This window comes from Solitalea agri, from assembly GCF_023914155.1.
Classification (GTDB): Bacteria; Bacteroidota; Bacteroidia; order Sphingobacteriales; family Sphingobacteriaceae; genus Solitalea; species Solitalea agri.
On record NZ_JAMWYS010000006.1, the window covers coordinates 81799 to 100341 of the forward strand.

General features: G+C 37.9%; 9 protein-coding genes. 1 reads left to right on the forward strand and 8 read right to left on the reverse strand.

The window, feature by feature from the left end; genetic code table 11:
- Nucleotides 1-19: 19 nt before the first annotated feature.
- The 6 genes from NF867_RS01690 to NF867_RS01715 form a co-directional block, all read right to left on the reverse strand.
- Nucleotides 20-3121 (reverse strand): SusC/RagA family TonB-linked outer membrane protein, encoded by a 3102-nt coding sequence (locus tag NF867_RS01690; RefSeq protein WP_252585811.1) that lies wholly within the window; start codon nucleotides 3119-3121, stop codon nucleotides 20-22.
- Nucleotides 3122-3164: 43 nt separating this feature from the next.
- Nucleotides 3165-6026, reverse strand: a complete 2862-nt coding sequence (locus NF867_RS18360; protein ID WP_252585812.1) for a TIM-barrel domain-containing protein — start codon at nucleotides 6024-6026, stop codon at nucleotides 3165-3167.
- A gap of 368 nt (nucleotides 6027-6394) precedes the next feature.
- Nucleotides 6395-10549, reverse strand: a complete 4155-nt coding sequence (locus NF867_RS01700; RefSeq protein WP_252585813.1) for a hybrid sensor histidine kinase/response regulator transcription factor — start codon at nucleotides 10547-10549, stop codon at nucleotides 6395-6397.
- 96 nt (nucleotides 10550-10645) lie between these two features.
- The gene (locus tag NF867_RS01705) at nucleotides 10646-12406 is read right to left on the reverse strand and encodes a sodium/sugar symporter (protein ID WP_252585814.1); all 1761 of its coding nucleotides are present in this window, start codon (nucleotides 12404-12406) and stop codon (nucleotides 10646-10648) included.
- Between the two features lie 122 nt (nucleotides 12407-12528).
- The gene (xylA, locus tag NF867_RS01710; protein ID WP_252585815.1) at nucleotides 12529-13860 is read right to left on the reverse strand and encodes a xylose isomerase; all 1332 of its coding nucleotides are present in this window, start codon (nucleotides 13858-13860) and stop codon (nucleotides 12529-12531) included.
- Nucleotides 13848-15356 carry a xylulokinase gene (locus NF867_RS01715; RefSeq protein ID WP_252585816.1) on the reverse strand — a complete coding sequence of 503 codons (1509 nt, stop codon included), beginning with the start codon at nucleotides 15354-15356 and terminating at the stop codon, nucleotides 13848-13850. Before NF867_RS01715 ends, xylA begins: the two co-directional genes overlap by 13 nt.
- Before the next feature lie 289 nt (nucleotides 15357-15645).
- On the opposite strand from NF867_RS01715, the gene NF867_RS01720 reads away from it, so the two are divergent.
- Entirely contained in the window at nucleotides 15646-16659 is a 1014-nt protein-coding gene (locus NF867_RS01720; protein ID WP_252585817.1) for a LacI family DNA-binding transcriptional regulator, read from the forward strand.
- Nucleotides 16660-16720: 61 nt separating this feature from the next.
- Here NF867_RS01720 and NF867_RS01725 read toward each other — a convergent pair whose 3' ends face one another.
- Both NF867_RS01725 and folB read right to left on the reverse strand, forming a co-directional pair.
- Nucleotides 16721-18121, reverse strand: a complete 1401-nt coding sequence (locus NF867_RS01725; RefSeq protein ID WP_252585818.1) for an FAD-binding oxidoreductase — start codon at nucleotides 18119-18121, stop codon at nucleotides 16721-16723.
- Entirely contained in the window at nucleotides 18111-18497 is a 387-nt protein-coding gene (gene folB, locus NF867_RS01730; RefSeq protein WP_252585819.1) for a dihydroneopterin aldolase, read from the reverse strand. Before folB ends, NF867_RS01725 begins: the two co-directional genes overlap by 11 nt.
- Nucleotides 18498-18543 lie beyond the last annotated feature (46 nt).

Genomic DNA, 18543 nt, shown 5'->3' on the forward strand with positions numbered 1-18543 from the left:
AATTATAAATTCACAGTTATTAGAACTTGATGTTTGCACCTAACATAATTGTGCGAGGACGAGGATAGTAACCTAAGTCAACTCCTTGAGAGAATCCTTCTCCGTAGCCAATTTCCGGATCCATTCCGTTGTATGAAGTGAATGTATAAAGATTCAATACAGAGCAGTATAATCTAACTTTGCTTAAATAGCTTTTCTTAGCAAGGGTACCAAAATCATAACCAAGTGTTAGGTTGTTGATTCTCAAATAATCACCTTTGTGAATGTATAAATCAGAGAACTGAGTCCAGTTTCTGTTATCTTCAGTTACACGAGGAGTTGTGTATGAAGAACCAGCACCGTGCCAGCGATCTAAAATGGCAGCTGAATAGTTGGCTTTTGAATCAGCCTGATTGCGCCATGACTGAACGATCTCGTTACCAACTACGCCTGAAGCCTGTAATGATATATCGAAACCTTTATAATCAGCAGCTAAATTGAACCCGTAAGTAAAATCTGGGTTTGGATTACCGATCATGGTTTTATCATTAGCATCGATTGATCCATCGCCATTATAATCAACATAACGAACATCACCTGGCTGAGCAGTAGGCTGAATTTTTTGACCGTTTTTATTTTTGTAAGCATTAACTTCTTCTTCTGTTTGGAAAACTCCATTGGTTTTTAAGCCCCAGAAGTATCCGATTGGCATACCGTTTTCAGCTCTGTAAAACTCACCTGAGTTATTGTATAATGAATTTGTGTTACCGTGGATAATTCCGTCAGCTGTAGGGATTGCACCTACTTTATTTTTGTTGTATGCACCGTTCACACCAATTGAATAATTTAATGAACCGGCATGGTTACGATAGGTTAATGCTAACTCAACCCCGCTATTTTTCACATTACCACCGTTAATAAATGGAGCATCAGCACCTGCAGAAGCCAAAATTGGCGCCTGAATTAACCAGTCTTTGGTTGTTTTAATATAGAAGTCGGCGTTAATAGTTAATTTGTTATTAAGTACCGTTGCATCAAAACCTATATCTGATTGTTCAGAAGTTTCCCAAGTCAAATTCTCATTATTTAAACGGCTAGGATATGCACCTGGAGTTAAAGTTCCTTCTGCATTACCAAACGTATAATTAGTATTAGATGAAGTAATAGGTGCTAAATATTGGTAAGGCGAAATGTTTTGGTTACCTGTGCGACCCCAGCTAGCTCTTAATTTCAAGAAGTTTAACCAGCTTGTATTTTTCATGAAGTCTTCGTTGGTCATAACCCAACCGCCAGAAACCGATGGGAAGAAGTTCCAACGATGCCCTGGAGCAAGAATAGATGAACCGTCAGCACGGAATGTAGCATTCAAAAGGTATTTTTCTTTGTAGTTATACATTACCCTTCCAAAGTATGACATTCTTTTTTGCTGCGCGTATGGATATCCACCGGTGCTCATTCTTGCACCTTCTGAATTGGTAGCATTATCTAACCAGGCGTAATCAAGACCAGTCATACTTAAATCTTTATTACTTGCATTTACTCCTGATCCGTCAGTGCTATAAGCTGAAGTACCAGCCATTACCTCAAAGTTATTATAGCTGTTCAGTTTAAAGCTATAATTCACCTGATTGTCCCATGTAAGGGCTCTCCCTTTATTCATGCCCTGAAACACATTGGTGTTATCATTGAATGAATAAATAGAAAGTTTATAGATTGGCAAGTATGAACGGCCTTCAGAAGCTGTATAGTCTAATCCTAAACTGGTTCTGAAACGCAAACCTTTAATAGGTTCAACACCCAGATATAGGTTACCTAATAAACGCTGGTTGTTGTTTCTATTCTGATTATTGTAATACATCTGAGCGTAAGGGTTCGCCTCACCGTTGTTCCAATCAGAATTGCTATTATCAAAGAAATTACCATCCTCATCATACATTTGTACAAACGGACTAGTATTAAATGCATTACGAAGTGTGTTATTATATTGGTTACCCACACCAATACCATTGTTATTTACATAGGCAAAGGTTAAGTTCTCACCAAGGGTAACAATGTCTTTGTAAAGTTTATGATCAGAATTGATTCTGATATTATAACGCTCGTAGTTAGATAAGTCTTTGCCACCTACAATACCTTGTTGGCTAGTATAAGCCAATGAAGCTGAATAAGAAGAGACATCACTTCCACCACTTGCTCCAAATGAATAATTTTGTGTTGGAGCTTGATCAACAAACATTTGACCTAACCAATTGGTACCAGTACCCATTGAAGAGATACCATCGTTAGTAAAATATGGCTGTTTACCAGAGTTAATAGCTGCCTCATTCATAATAGTGGCATACTCTTTTGAGTTTAATAAACGAGCCTGATTAGCTAAACGTTGCTGGCCGAAGTAAGCATCGAAAGTGATTTGAGATTTTTGACCTGATTTACCACCTTTAGTAGTTACTAATACAACACCATTTGCTGATTGAGAACCGTAGATAGCTGCTGAAGCACCGTCTTTCAATACGTCAACCGACTCAATGTCTGCAGGGTTTAAATAAGAGATATCTCCGGTTTGAACTCCATCAACAACATATAATGGGCCTGAACCGCTAATTGTACCTTTACCACGGATGATCACGCTTAATGCATCACCTGGCTGACCTGAAACAGATGTAATTTGAACACCTGGGGTTTGACCTTGTAAAGCTTGTAAAACGTTGGTGGTATTTTGCTTTTGAATATCCTCACCTTTTACCTGTAAGTTAGCACCAGTGTTCAATTTTTTCTTCTGTACACCGTAACCAATTACCACAACTTCTTCAAGTGATTTTTCTGTTTCAGCTAACTTAATATTGTAAGCATTACCAGCACCAACAGTTACACTACGTTCAATATAGCCTAAGAAACTAATCACTAATACATCACCAGTCTTAGCTTGAATGGTAAACTCACCATCAGTGTTGGTTGAAACCGCTTCACTTGTTCCCTTTACTTTAATAATGGCACCTGGTATAGGTTGCAAATCTTTGTCGTCAATAACCTTACCCGTAATTTTCCGGGCGGATTGAGCGAACGCGTAATGACTCAATGAGAGTGCGAAAATCATAGTCCACATAAAGACTATCATTCCTTTTCTTGTAGTTGTTCTATTCATATTAATAATTGGTTTATAGATAATATAAATTGGGTTGTTTATTTTATTTCAAAATGGTTATTGCCTTTCCGTCATACGCAACTGTTTTATCTGCATCTTTCTCAAGATCAAACACCTTTGCTTTATCCTTGCCTACCCATACAATTTTGAAAGTTCTTTTATCGAGCATTCCTTTAAAGCTACCTTGGCGCTCACCAATGGTTAATGCTCGTTTTTGTTCATCGTATTTGAAATTGATTGTTGCAAAGGCACCCTTTTCATAATTGTAGTTAGTTCCTTCATCTTCATATAAAGTAAACTCGCCATTGCTTCCGGTATAAACATATAATGTTATCGCATCAGCAGGTTTTTCTGAAGTGTACTGAAGTTCCGGTCCGAAAGGCACGATCGAACCTTCTTTAACATATACCGGAATGCGCTCATATGGAGCATCGGCCGTTACAGTTTGTCCCCCCCTTAAATAAGTACCAGTGTAGAAATTATACCATCCCGAACCTTTAGGTAAATACACCAAACGATTGGTTGCTTGATAATGATAAACAGGGTTAATTAAAAGAGAAGGGCCAAACATGTACTGATCTGCGATATTGTTAACGGCTGTATCGGATGCGAAATCCATTACCAAACCACGCATAATCGTATAGTCGTTATGGTAAGCCTGACCTGCTAATGAATAGATATAAGGCATTAAGCGGTAACGCAGTTTGTTATAGTAGAGCATGCTTTTGTAAGCTGCATGATTTTCAGTGGCAATGTTGTAGATTTCGCGAAATGGAAATTGTCCGTGCACCCGGAATACAGGAACAAATGCCGCAAACTGATACCAACGAGTATTTAATTCTCTCCACTCATCCAAATCAGCGCCTTGAGCGTGCTCGTAACGGCGCTCAACCGAGAAGCCTCCTGCATCCATACTCCAGTAAGGAATTCCTGAAAGTGAGAAATTGATACCTGCAGGAATCTGCGTTTTAAAATCTTCCCAACGCGAAGCAATGTCTCCGCTCCAAACAATGGTTGAGAAACGTTGCTGACCGGCATATGCCGAACGAGTTAAAATAATTACACGGTCATTTGGATTAACTTCACGCTGACCTTCATAAATACCCATTGCATTACCTAAAGGAAAAGCATTGAAATATTTCACACCCGAACCAATTGCTGTTGGAGTCATTAAGCTCTGACGGGCAACAATGTCTAAGTTCGAATGCACATCAGGCTCTGCTGCATCCATCCACCAACCATCAACACCTTTGCTATACAAGCTCTTGTTCAGTAAGTTCCAGAATCCTTTTCTTGCATCAGGATTTAAAGCATCATAAAAGGTAGAAGTGTATCCTTTTCCGATCCAGTCTCTGCGCTGATCAGCAATATTGCGTTTATACAACCAGCCATTTTCATTCATGTAGTTGTAATTGGCAACTCCCTCGTAAAACTTTGGCCATACCGAAATCATAAAGCGTGTATGGTATTTGTCATGCAGGGTACTGATCATTTCAGTTGGATTGCCGAAACGTGAAGGGTCGAACTCATGGCTACCCCAGTCATCTTGTTTCCAGTACGACCAGTCGAGAACGATACCATCGATAGGAATTTTTCTGCTTCTGAATTCCTTAACAGTATTTAAAATTTCTTCCTGAGTTTTATAGCGTTCACGACTTTGCCAAAAACCCATTGCCCATTTAGGCAAAAGATTGGCTTTACCGGTAATGGTACGGTAACCGCTTATAACTTCATCAGAGTTTTTACCAGCGATAAAGTAATAATCAATAACATCACCAGCTTCTGAAGCAAAGGCAAACGTATTCTTTTCGGCATCAGGCACCGGACTTAACCAGTTAACTGCCAAATATGATTCAGTTCCATCAGGCAACCATTCAATTTTAATCGAATACTTTTTGCCTTTAACCATTTGCACATCAACCAAAGCTGATCCCGGATTCCAAGCCTGTCTCCATTTATCGGTTAACAATTTGCCATCAATCCACATTTTAATGTATCCGGCATACTTTACCTGGAATTGATGTAATCCGGTATAAGGTGATTCAACTGATCCACTCCATTGTACCAACCCATCTGCAAGGTTATAACCTTGAGGAAACTTATGCTGATCTTTTAAGAATGAATAATCGATTTCTGATTCGGCACGTACAATAGGATTTCCGCCGGCATTTGTTTTAGAAGTATAGGTAGTTGTTAACCAACCAGCATTACCTTTATCATCATAAAGTTTTAAACCAGATAACGGTAGGAAACTGCGGGTATCTCCTACTGTGGTTAACGAATAGTTATCCCATAAAATACCATAGTTTTTATTTGACAACACAAAAGGTATGGCCACTTTAGTATTGTACTGATATAAGCCAACATGGCGATTTTTGTAGTTCATTAAATCTTCCTGATGCTGACCTAAACCGTAATAAGCCTCATCAGCCCCCGATTCAAAAGCTTGTCTTACCTGATAAGTTGACTCCCCAGTATAAGTAGCAGGCGTAAAAGTTTTACCACCTTCAGCAACCTCATTTAAAATTGGTTTACCGTTTTTATCGGTAAAAGAAACAGCTCCGTTAAGAGTCGATATTGAAGCATTCACTTTAGCAGTTTTAATAGTAACTACATCACCTGCCTGAACAACATCCCATTTTACAGAAGTTGCCGGTTGGGCAATGGCCATTAAACTTTTTTGTACAGGAAATTCATTTTGAGGAGATGCTACAACGTGAATGATCTTATCATTGATAACTTCAAGCTTTACCACTTTAGGTTTTAAAACCGAAGCTTTTTGTACTGAAACCAATACTCCGTTTGATAGCTTTTGATAACTGCTGTTTTGAGCCCTAACTTCTGCTAAACTAAATATTGAAATAACAGACCCCACTAAAAAACAAGCAAGTAAACGTTGCGTCATAATACATTAAGATATAATTAGCATAAGCCTGGGGGCGTAGCTAATTGGTTGTTAAATAAATTGGTTCAGGAGCTGAAAATAGATACTGATTAGTATTATGACGGGGGTAATATGTTTAATTTTAGGGGTAAAAATGTTAACACAAAATTATTTCAAAAACAATTCAACTTTCTAATAATCAACGTATTAACAAAACAACCGCCTTTCGCTACCACTTAATATTGAATAATTGAATGCTTTAAATTAAACTTTATATAAACTGAGGTATTTTTGGGGTTACAAATGGAATAATTAACAAAAGAAAACCTTAAGAGAAAAGCTGCCTCTTAGGGTTAAAAACAGATCGAATAATGAAAATTCAGAAAAAATTATTGATCAGAATGTTCCTCTTCTTCAAACTTCTTTTTTTCACTAGCATATACCGATGGAATGATTCCAAATTCAGCTTTGAAAATTTTGGTAAAGTATTTAGGGTTGCTGAAACCTACCTCATAAGCAATTTCGGAAACAGTAAGTTGGCTCTTTTCAAGTAATTGAGTGGCCCGATTTAAACGAATTGACTTAATAAACTCGATAGGCGTTTTTCCGGTAATGGTCAATATTTTTTTGTAAAGCGCTACCCTGCTCATATTCACTTCTGCACTTAATTCTTCTACCGAAAACTCGGAATTACTGATGTTTTTTTCAACCACCTGCAAAACATTTTGAATGAATTTCTCATCCAGAGAGTCTATTTTAATTTCTGTTGGTTTAACCTCAACCTGTTTCTGAAATGTTTTTCTTAACGATTCTTGCTGGTACAGTAGGTTTCGGATCTTAGAAAGCAATACCTCAAAGTTGAAAGGTTTAGTCATATAATCACTGGCACCTGTTTCCAGCCCTTTTAATAACTGATCCTCACCAATTAGTGCCGTTAACAAAATAACCGGAATGTGCGTAGTGCGTTTATCGTTCTTAATTTTCCCGCAAAGTTCAATACCATTCATTTCGGGCATAGTAATATCGCTCACAATTAAATTAGGGTGTTGCGAAAGCGCCTTTTGCCAGCCCTCCTTACCATTTGAGGCCTCTATTATGTTAAAATATTGCTTTAAATTGTCTTTCAGATAGAAACGAAAATCTTCATTATCCTCCACCAACAGTAACGTAGCTTTTTTACTTCCAAGTTCTAACTTATTTTCCTCAGTTATTTCAGGTTCCTCATTCATTGCCCCCTCATCATCTGATTGCTTAACTGTTTGCATATCAGCCTTTTTTAATGGCAATCGAACAGTAAAACAACTTCCCTCACCTGGTTCACTTTCAACCGTAATACTACCTTTATGTAATCGAACAAACTCCTTTGTAATCGCCAAACCTATTCCACTACCTTGATTTACAATAGATCCAGGAACTTCATTTTGGAAAAACTGATCGAAAATTTGTTGCTGTTTATCTTGTTCAATTCCAATTCCATTGTCCTTTACCTGAATTTCGAGCGCTTTTTCTGCTGAATTTTCGGTTGATTCGATCAAATTAACGGTTACACTTATTTCACCATTTTCGGGAGTGAACTTAAAAGCATTGGAAAGTAGATTAAATAAGATCCGCTCCAGTTTTTCATGATCACATTCGGTGATAAGCGACTGAATATCAGATGTAAACTTAAAATTTATATTCTTTTTATCAGCCATATCGGTAAACGAATAGGAGCTTTCTTTGATAAGCTGAATGATATCGCCGCGTCGTGGATACAATTTATGCTCGCGAACTTCCATTTTCCGAAAATCAAGTAACTGATTAACCATGTTTAGCAAGCGTTTTGCATTACGATTAATAAGTTGCAGCTGAACAATCTCGTCTTTATTGTTTGTTTGTTTCAGCATTTTATCAAGAGGAGCTAATATTAATGAAAGTGGTGTACGGAACTCATGACTAACGTTGGTAAAGAATTTTATTTTCATCATGTCGAGCTCATGCATGCGGTGCGCTTGCTGACGTTCCTGCTCCAGTTTAAATTTCTGCCTAATCTTTTCTATTCCACGTTTTCTGATATAGAAAACTAATCCTACTAATGCTAAAAAATAAATACCATAAGCCAACGGACTTTTCCAAAATGGCGGTAATACTTTTATTTTAAGCGTAAGTTCTTTGCCTCCTAATGCATTATCGCTTGAAATTGTCTTCACTCTGAAAACATAATCACCGGCATCAAGGTTGGTATAAGTTGCTTTTCGGGTTTCACCATCTGCAATCAGCCAGTCCTTATCAAAACCTTCAAGTATATAGGCATAGGTAACTTTATCGGGATGAGTAAAGTTCAAAGCGGCAAATTCTAATGAGAAAACGTTCTCATTGTAATTGATCACAATATCATCCGTTTCGCTAATAGATTTTTTCAGCAGTATCTTCCCGTTTGCTTTATTTCCGATCTCCACACTTTTATTGAAAACCTGCAAATCGGTAAGCAAAACAGGGTCTGTATTTTGTGTGGACTTTATATCAGCAGGGTTAAATAAATTAAACCCATTTCCGCCCCCAAATATCAACTCACCTTTTGAGGTTCTTAAAGCCGATCGTTCATTAAACGCCCTTCCCTGCAAACCGTCTTGTTCATCATATTTTTTTATCAGAAAGGAGAGTTCTTTTTTGGGGTTAACCGTTATGCATATTTTGGCTATACCATTCGGAGTACTGACCCACACATTTTTATTAGCATCTTCTAAAATGGCAACAATTGTGTTTTCTGGCAATCCATTTCGTGTATCAAGTGTTGCTATTCTATTTCTTTTTGTATCAAAAACATTTAGACCATCACGAGTAGCCACCCACACTCTTCCCGATACATCCTCTAAAAAAGTTATGACATTGTTGTTACTTAGGCTTTTAGGGTCACCTTCCACATGTCCGTAATGAAAAAATTTGCCTGATTGGTTATCCAGCACATCAAAACCTTCGGAAGTTCCGATCCAAATGTTCCCTAATTTATCTTCGAGTAAAGATGAAATATAATTTGAACGAACCGTATTAGGCACCCGTGGATTAAAATGCTTAAAGGTTTTGGTTTTACGATCGAGCTGATCCAAACCCCCTGAAAGCGTGCCAACCCATAATCTTCCTTGCGAATCTTCTAAAATATCCCAAACACGATCATCACTTAAGCTATTCGGGTTGTTTTCGTTATGACGATAATGAGTGAACTTTTTACCATCGTAACAATCCAAACCACCGTAATAAGTCCCTATCCACAATTTTTGCTCACGATCAATAAACATCCCGACAATTACATCATTACTTAAACTGTTGGGATTAGCTGCATTATGAAGGTATTGTGTAAATGTTCCGTCCTTGCGATTAAAATAAATGAGCCCTCCCCCATTAGTACCGATCCAAATATTGCCCTTTGCATCTTCTACAAAGCGGTTTACATCCTCATAAGGCAATGAGCTCTTATCGGTTTGCCGGCGTTTGTACAGTGGAAACTGTATGATATTTTCATGATAATAGCTGATTCCTTTTTTAAAGGTTCCGGCCCAAATAATTCCTGTATCATCTTTATAAATGGTGATGACACTATTTTGGCCGATCGATTTATTATCATCTTCTTTATTAAGTAGGTAGCGAACTTTAAATGTTTTTTTATCAATTAAGTTTATGCCACCATGGTCGGTTCCAATCCAAATAACCCCTGTAGCATCTTGCACAATGCCATTTACAAGATTCGAATTCAGTTTTATACTTCCCGAATCTTTATTAATTGGTAAAAATGTTTTCGAAACGAGATTATAATAAACAACACCCTGAGGTGAGCTGTAGTTATAAACCCAAAGGTCATCCTGGGTATCAACAAATATTCTAAAATCAGATGCTTGTCCTAATGGTTTTCCAAAAGGATAAATCCGGGAAATAACTTTGTCGGTTTTAGTGTTTAGCAGTTCCACCACTCCATTTGCATGAATTATCCAAAGGTTTCCTTGCTTATTTTCAGCTAAACCAGTTATCAGACTTGCATCCGGAGAATTTAAATTACTTCGATTATTGGTATAACGAATTAGTTCTTTTGATTGAGGATTATACTTATACAACCCTGATTGCTGACTTAAAAACCAAAAACTACCTTTCGCATCTTTTCTGATCTCTTTAATAGCAATGTCTTTAATGTCAATTTCTGCAAGTACAGGTTGTATGTTTCGGTTAAAAGATTCGGTTAAAGGATCATAAATATTATAACCGGTACGGGTTTGAACCCATAATTTATTTCCCGGACCTTCAAAAATATTGGCGATGTAATCATCGTTGATCGATGTTGTATCGCGTAAGTTGTGCCTGAAAGTCTTGAATTTATAACCATCATAACGGTTCAGCCCCGACATGGTTCCAAACCACATGAACCCTTTTGAATCTTTAAAAATGCAGTTTACTTCATTATGAGAAAGTCCTTTATGAATATCAAGGTGAAGAAATTGGTATTGTCCATTTTGAGCGAGAGCATATGTATTTAGAATAATGATTAAAAGAACGGTTAGGTTGAATCGGATTCTCATAACAAAATTTCTAGATAGCATTCAATAACAACAGGATTAAGTAATATAAAACGTACGCTTTATTTACTTAATCCTGTAATCATTTATAGTTGTTGATTACCAGAAAATGGTATACAAGGCAACTAGTAAGCCTACAATAATTAAGGCTCCAACAGCAAAACCAGGAGTGGTTTTAAACATGCTGGTATCTACCTCAAGGCCTTTTGATTTTTTCACTTTAACTGAAGTACCGGTTTCAGAGGTAACAACTTCATCACCATACTCGTGCAATTCGTCTGCTTCAGTTAACTCATCATCACTAACTGGTTTTTTACCTTCAATTAGACTGATGACCACCATTATAGCCACACAAATTACAAATACAAATCCCATACGATCAAGGAATGGAATTTCATAAACCCCCGAGCCATTATCTTTTGAGAAACCGCTTGAAGCAAGGAACGACAAATCAGCAAAGGTTGGAAGGAATTTAAAGAACACTGATAGAATGAATCCACCGATGGTGGCGAATAAAGCCGCATTAGAGGTAGTACGTTTCCAGAAGAAACCAAGGATAAACATGGCAAAAATTCCAGGTGACACAAATCCGGTATATTCCTGAATGTACTCGAATCCACCTTTTTTATCAATCCCTAAATGCGGAGCAATGATAATAGCTAAAAGCATTGCCGCTACTACCGTTATTTTACCAATATTAACCAGCTTCTTTTCGTCAGCATTGGTATTGAATACTTTTTTATAGATATCCAACGTAAAAATAGTAGCGATACTGTTGGCCTTACCGGCTAATGAAGCAACAACTGCGGCCACAAGTGCTGCAAATGAAAGTCCTTTTAAACCAGCAGGTAATAAGTTCAATAATACAGGATAAGCTTTATCAGGATTCACTTCCCCATTTTGCAACATCTCTGTTTGAAAAGCGCCTTCCTTATACAATAAGTAAGCAGCAATTCCAGGTATCACCACAATAAGCGGCATTAACATCTTTAAGAAGGCGGCGAATAAGATACCTCCTCTGGCGGTTTTCAGATCGGCACCTAGTGCACGCTGGGTAATGTATTGGTTACAGCCCCAATAGTTCAGGTTCACAATCCACATACCACCAATTAACACGGTTAAGCCTGGCAAACTCATATAATTAGGGTTACTCTTATCGAAAATCATATGGAAATGGTCTCCTGCTTTGCTTGTTAGATGACCGAAACCACTTAATACGCCTGAAGATCCATAATGTTCAGATACCATGTTCAGGGCTAAATAGGTTGTGGCTAATCCTCCCAAGATCAGGAAGAATACCTGAATAACATCGGTATAACCAATTACCTTCATTCCACCTAACGTAATTATAACAGCAAATGCTGCAAGGGCCAACATACAGATGTTTAAATCGATACCCGAAATGCTCGTGATTGCCAAAGCCCCCAAATACAAGATGGAAGTAAGGTTAACCACTACATACAGTAATAACCAAAACACGGCCATGATCATGCTCACCGTTGAATTATACCGCTGATTTAAAAACTGCGGCATGGTGTAGATCTTATTTTTAAGATATACCGGGATAAAGAAAACCGCTACGATTATTAATGTAGCTGCCGCCATCCACTCATAAGTTGCAATGGCTAGCCCCAGCTTAAAGCCAGAACCACTCATACCGATAAACTGCTCGGCAGAAATGTTAGAAGCAATAAGTGAAGCACCGATTGCCCACCATGTCAATGAACCTTCTGCTAAGAAGTAATCTTTTGAACTCGCACTTGCTGATTTCTTCCTCCGATATACCCAAAAGCCATAAACGGCAATGATCAGGAAATAAACCAGAAACACGATGTAATCCTTGGTTTCAAGTGTTTTCATAAAAAAATTAAGGTTTCGTAATGAAAAATTTTAGTTGGTTGTAAAATATTAATTGGTCGGTTAACGGCTTTTTTATCCCGGCGACGAATATATATTTTAAAATGATTTTTTATTGATTCTGATTAAATAAAGCGATTGATTAAATTTTCAATGTATTCTTGTTTTCCACTTCTTACTTCAGGCTCACCATTAGCAGCTGCAAAATCTCTTAAATCCTGAAGGGTTAATTTACCCTGTTCAAATTCCTTCCCTTTTCCAATGTCAAATGAAGCATAACGCTCTTGGCGCAGTTTTGCGAAATCTGATTTTTGAAGAATGTTATCAGCGATAATTAAAGCGCGGGCAAAGTTATCGGCACCACCAATATGCGCATAGAATAAGTCGGCCGGATCGGTGGAGTTTCTTCTGATCTTAGCGTCGAAATTGATACCTCCGCCTTTCAAACCTCCCGACTGCAAAATAACCAGCATTGCTTCGGTTAACTCATTCAGATTAGTTGGGAACTGATCGGTATCCCAACCATTTTGGTAATCACCACGATTAGCATCGATAGAGCCTAACAAACCTGCATCAGCAGAAACCTGTAGTTCATGTTGGAAGGTATGGCCGGCTAACGTTGCGTGGTTTACTTCAATATTTAATTTGAAATCATTTAATAGATCATGCTGACGCAAGAAACCAATAACAGTTGCTGCATCATAATCATACTGATGTTTAGAAGGCTCGCAAGGTTTAGGTTCAATAAAAAACGTTCCTTTAAATCCTTGTAAACGGGCATAATCGCGTGCAGTTCTTAAAAACTCTGCCAAATGCTCCTTTTCACGTTTCATGTCGGTGTTCAGTAACGACATGTAGCCTTCGCGTCCACCCCAAAACACGTAATTCTCTCCACCCAACTCAATAGTAGCATCTAAAGCAGCTTTTACCTGGGCAGCTCCATGAGCCAAAACATGAAAATCAGGATTGGTAGAAGCACCGTTCATATAACGGCGGTGTGAAAACAAATTGGCTGTACCCCATAATAGTTTTACACCACTTGCCTTTTGCTTTTCTTTAGCATATTCGGTGATGGCGGCCAAACGTCTTTCATTTTCAACAATGTCATTTCCATAGTCAACCAGGTCAACATCATGAAAACAATAATATGGTAGATTTAACTTGGTGATCAACTCAAAAGCTGCATCCATTTTGTCTTTCGCACGTTCAACAGCATCTCCCTTTTCATTCCATGGGAAAATATGCGTAGCCTCTCCAAAGGGATCTGCACCGTTTCCACAGAATGAATGCCAGTAAGCTACTGCAAATCTTAAATGCTCTTTAAGAGTTTTACCTGCAACTACTTTATTTTCATCATACCAACGGTAAGCTAAGGGATTGTCTGATTGAGGACCTTCGAACTTGATCTGATCAATTCCTTTAAAATATTCTTTGTTTCCTAAAACTACTTGTGACATAAAATTTCTTCTTGTTCTGTATTGTTGATTTGTTTGTTCAATAATTCTTTCCAGTTCTGATAAGCAGACTCGTAAGCATCAGTCTGAGTTGGCTCTACCTTTTTTGCAGCTTGCATATTGGTAAAAGCGTCCGCCGCAGATGCAAAGGCTTTTACCCCAATGCCAGCTCCTAATGCAGCACCCACACTTCCATCATTTTTATAAAGTTCAACCGGAGTATTGGTAGCATTAACAAAAGCTTCTGTAAACAGCTCACTCTGAAACATATTGGCCATTCCGGCTTTTATAATGCTTGGATGCATTCCGTTTGAACGCATAATATCCAATCCATAGCGGAAAGCGAAGGCAATGCCTTCTTGCGTTGCCCGGAAGATATCAGCACGTGTATGTTTATTTAAATCGAGATTTTGAAAATGAGCACCTATTTGTTGGTTGTTCAATACACGCTCGGCACCGTTACCAAAAGGTAAAATCCGTAAACCATTGCTACCTATCGCAACTTTCTGAGCCTCATGATTCATCGCTGCATAACTATCGGCATTGAATTTATCTTTCACCCAACGATTTAAAATACCAGTTCCATTAATGCACAATAGCACGCCTAATCGTACTTTATCACACGAATAATTAACATGGGCAAATGGATTTACCCGAGATTGAGGATCATAGGTAAGTTCGTCGCTAACACCATAAATCACCCCTGAAGTTCCGGCTGTTGCCGCTACTTCACCTGGGTTCAGCACATTTAACGACAAGGCATTATTGGGCTGATCACCTGCTTTATAGGTTACCGGAATACCGGTTTTCAGCAATAACTTTGCGGCTACATCTGCCGTAAGTTCTCCGTAATTAGAAAATACCGGAAGAATGGAAGGAATGAGATTTTTACTGAATCCGAAGTAATTCAATACATCCGATGAAACGTCGTTAGCTTCAAAATCCCAAAAAATCCCTTCAGAAAGGGCCGAGAAGTTGGTGTTGATCTCTCCGGTAAGTTTCATGGCAACAAAATCGCCAGGCAACATCACCTTATCAATTTGATCAAATATCGCAGGCTCGTTTTCTTTTACCCAAGCAAGTTTTGAAGCGGTAAAGTTTCCAGGTGAGTTTAAAAGCCTTGATAGACATTTTTCTTTCCCAATGGTTTGAAAGGCTCTTTCGCCAATTGCAACTGCACGACTATCGCACCAGATAATGGAATTACGCAATACATTTTTATGCTTATCAACTACAACCATACCGTGCATTTGATAAGCTATACCAATTGCTCCAATATCTAAAGGGTTATATTTATTGCTGGCATGAACGCGTAGAATGGCTTGTTGTATATGTTCCCACCAGGTTTCAGGGGCTTGTTCGGCCCAGCCGGTCTGTATTGCAATCACAGGATTTTCAGTATCGGGATATTGTGCAGCAGCAACACATTGCTGCGTAGACGAGTCAACAACCGAAACTTTGATTGATGAGGTACCTAAATCTATTCCTAATAATAGCATGTCTTATTATTATACCTATAGTAGAAAACCTTATAGATGAGCGGCTTAAACAAGATTTTCAATAAAAAAATTGGTCGTTCTAAAAAACGTTTTAACTTTGTTCCAACGTTGGAATAAAAGTAGAGGTAAAGTTTAAAAAACCAAACTTTATTTTAACTTTTTTCATCCATCCAAACTTTTATGGCTTTAAACCCTTAGAGGTAAGTAAAATAAATGGTACATATGAATTGAAATAGTATTTTTTGTTGCCATTTTAGCTAGCCAAAAACGCAGTAAAAAAATTAAACCATTGAAGAAAACTACCATACACGATATAGCCCGCGAGTTAAACATTACATTTTCAACTGTTGCCAAAGCACTGAATGATCATCCGCGTATTGCCGCAGCCACTAAAGAAGCCGTCCGCGAAATGGCCATCAAACTAAATTACCAGCAAAACAAATTAGCATCTTCATTAAGATCAGGACGAACAGGTATTGTCGGAGTACTAGTTCCAACTTTAGATGTTAGCTTTTTTAGCTCGGTAGTACATGGTATTGAAACGGTGATGAATGAAAACGGATATAATATCCTTCTTTATCAATCGAAAGAAATATATGAAGATGAAATAAGAGGTGTTGATACCTTCTTACAAACACGGGTTGAAGGTATTATATCGTCAGTTGCTTTATCTACAAAAAATTACGACCATTTCATTGATCTTAAGAAACGAAAGATTCCTTTACTGATGTTTGACCGTACGGTGGATGAAATTGGTGTTCCGTATGTACGTATTGATGATTACGGAGGTGGTTTTATGGCAACGGAACATCTCATAAAACAAGGCTGTAAAAGAATTGTACATATTTCAACTGATCAACAGGTAGAAATTTTTAAAGAACGCTTACGTGGTTACAAGGAGGCTTTACTAAAGTACGGGTTACCAATAGATGAGAGCTTGATATTTTATGGCAACCTATCAATTGAACTGGGTAAAAACTGTATTAAAAAGTTAGTTGATGAAAAAGTAGATTTTGACGGTGTTTTTGCTTTTGAAGATTATACCGGTTTGGGCGCTTTAAAAGAATTGAAAGACCTAAAAATAAACGTTCCTGAACAGGTAAAGGTAATTGCCTTTGCGAACGAGGCCTTTGGAGCGCATATTACACCATCAATGAGCACGGTTGATCAGCAAACCGTAAAAATGGGCGAAGAAGCGGCCAGGTTATTTCTTAAACTAATTAAGGAAAATAAATACTACGAAAATGCTCCAGAACAGATTATCCTCGATCCGATATTGATTCAACGTGAATCTTCTCAATAAAACAAACACTTTAATTAATTTTCTATAAAACTAAAATTAACAAGTAGTTATATAGCTATACCTAATTAAAAATTTTACCCGGATTAAGGATTCCCTTGGGATCAAAAACCAGCTTTATATTTCGCATTAGCTGTAAATGAAAGTCACTGAATTTAATGCTCATATAAGGTTGTTGTATTAAACCAATACCATGCTCACCCGAAAGCGTACCTCCTAAACTTACTGTGAGTTCCATTATTTCTTTTATCCCCAACGGAAGTTTACTTTCCCAATCTGCCTCCGACATTGAATCTTTAATGATGTTAACGTGTAGATTCCCATCACCGGCATGTCCATAACAAACTGATTTAAAACCATATTTATTTCCGATATCTTTTATCCCTTTTAAAAGTTTAGGCAATTCGGCCCTTGGTACTACGGTATCTTCTTCTTTATATACCGAATTGGCTTTAACCGATAAAGGCATCTTTCTCCTGATCTTCCAAAGTTCATCTTTCTCAGCCGCCGATTCACCCAAAAGAATATCCTCACATCCAAAGCAATACAGCACCTCTCCTATTTGCTCACAATCAGTGCGCAGTAAGTCCAAATTATTGCCATCTACCTCTACTAATAAATAGGCATTTATATGATCTTTGACATCGAATTTAATATCATCGTACTTAATCACCCATTCCATTCCGGTACGTTCCATAAACTCTAAAGCCGAAGGCATTATGCCAGCCCTGAAAATAGCAGCAACAGCCTCACAGGCATTTTCAGCTGACGGAAATGAAGCCAACATTACCAAATTAAATTGCGGTTTTGGAACCAGTTTTACTACGACTTTGGTAATTACACCAAGCGTTCCTTCGCTGCCGATCATCAATTGTGTTAAGTTGTAACCCGATGCATATTTCAAGGTGTTGGCACCTGTCCAGATCACCTCACCGTTTGGCAAAACCACCTCAAGATTTAAAATATAATCTCGCAAAGTGCCATATTTAACAACTCTCGGCCCTCCGGAGCCATGGGCCACATTTCCTCCAATAAAACAGGAGCCCTTGCTTGAAGGATCAACAGGATAAAGCAAATTCAATTTAGCGGCTTCTTCAATTAGCGCTTCTGTAATAACACCTGCCTCTACATGTGCCTGCAGATTCCGCTCATCAATTTTGATGATCTTATTCATCTTTTCCATCGACAATGATACTCCGCCAAAAACAGGTAAAGCTCCCCCACTTAGGCCCGTTCCTGCTCCTCTTGGAGTAATTGCAATAGAATTATCATTACAAAACTTTAGCACAGCCGAAACCTCTGCCGTGTTTTCAGGTTTAATAACAACATCGGGTAAATAAGAAAGGTCTTCGGTTTCATCATGCGAGTAACGCTTTAACGTTTCTTCATCAGTAAGTACATTTTCGGGCTTAACAATTCTTTTAAAGTGCTCAATTGCTTCAACCGTTAACTTATTAAATCGCATGATTAGGTTTTAAGTAGGTTATGCCAATAGAGGAACTTTGGATTTTTGCAGCAAATGGAGGATTGAGTTTTTCTATTTTAACTTCTATGCGCTGAATTTTAACAGAGATTAATGCTATGCGATCAACTATTCGTTGCCCAACATGTTCTAATAATTTGGATGGCGTTTTCATTTCTTCACTCACAATCTCAAACAGCGACTCATAATTTAATGTTGCACCTAAGTCGTCGGTAATAGCAGCACTTGAAAAATCAGTTTCAACTTTTACATCAACCTTAAACTTACCTCCAATTAATTGTTCTTCAGGATAATAGCCATGATTTGCAAAAACTTCTAACCCATTAAGTGCAATGCAATGAATCTTTTGAAAGGACATACTACAAAAATAGCTTCATTTTTCTATTTTTGATAGAACAATCAAT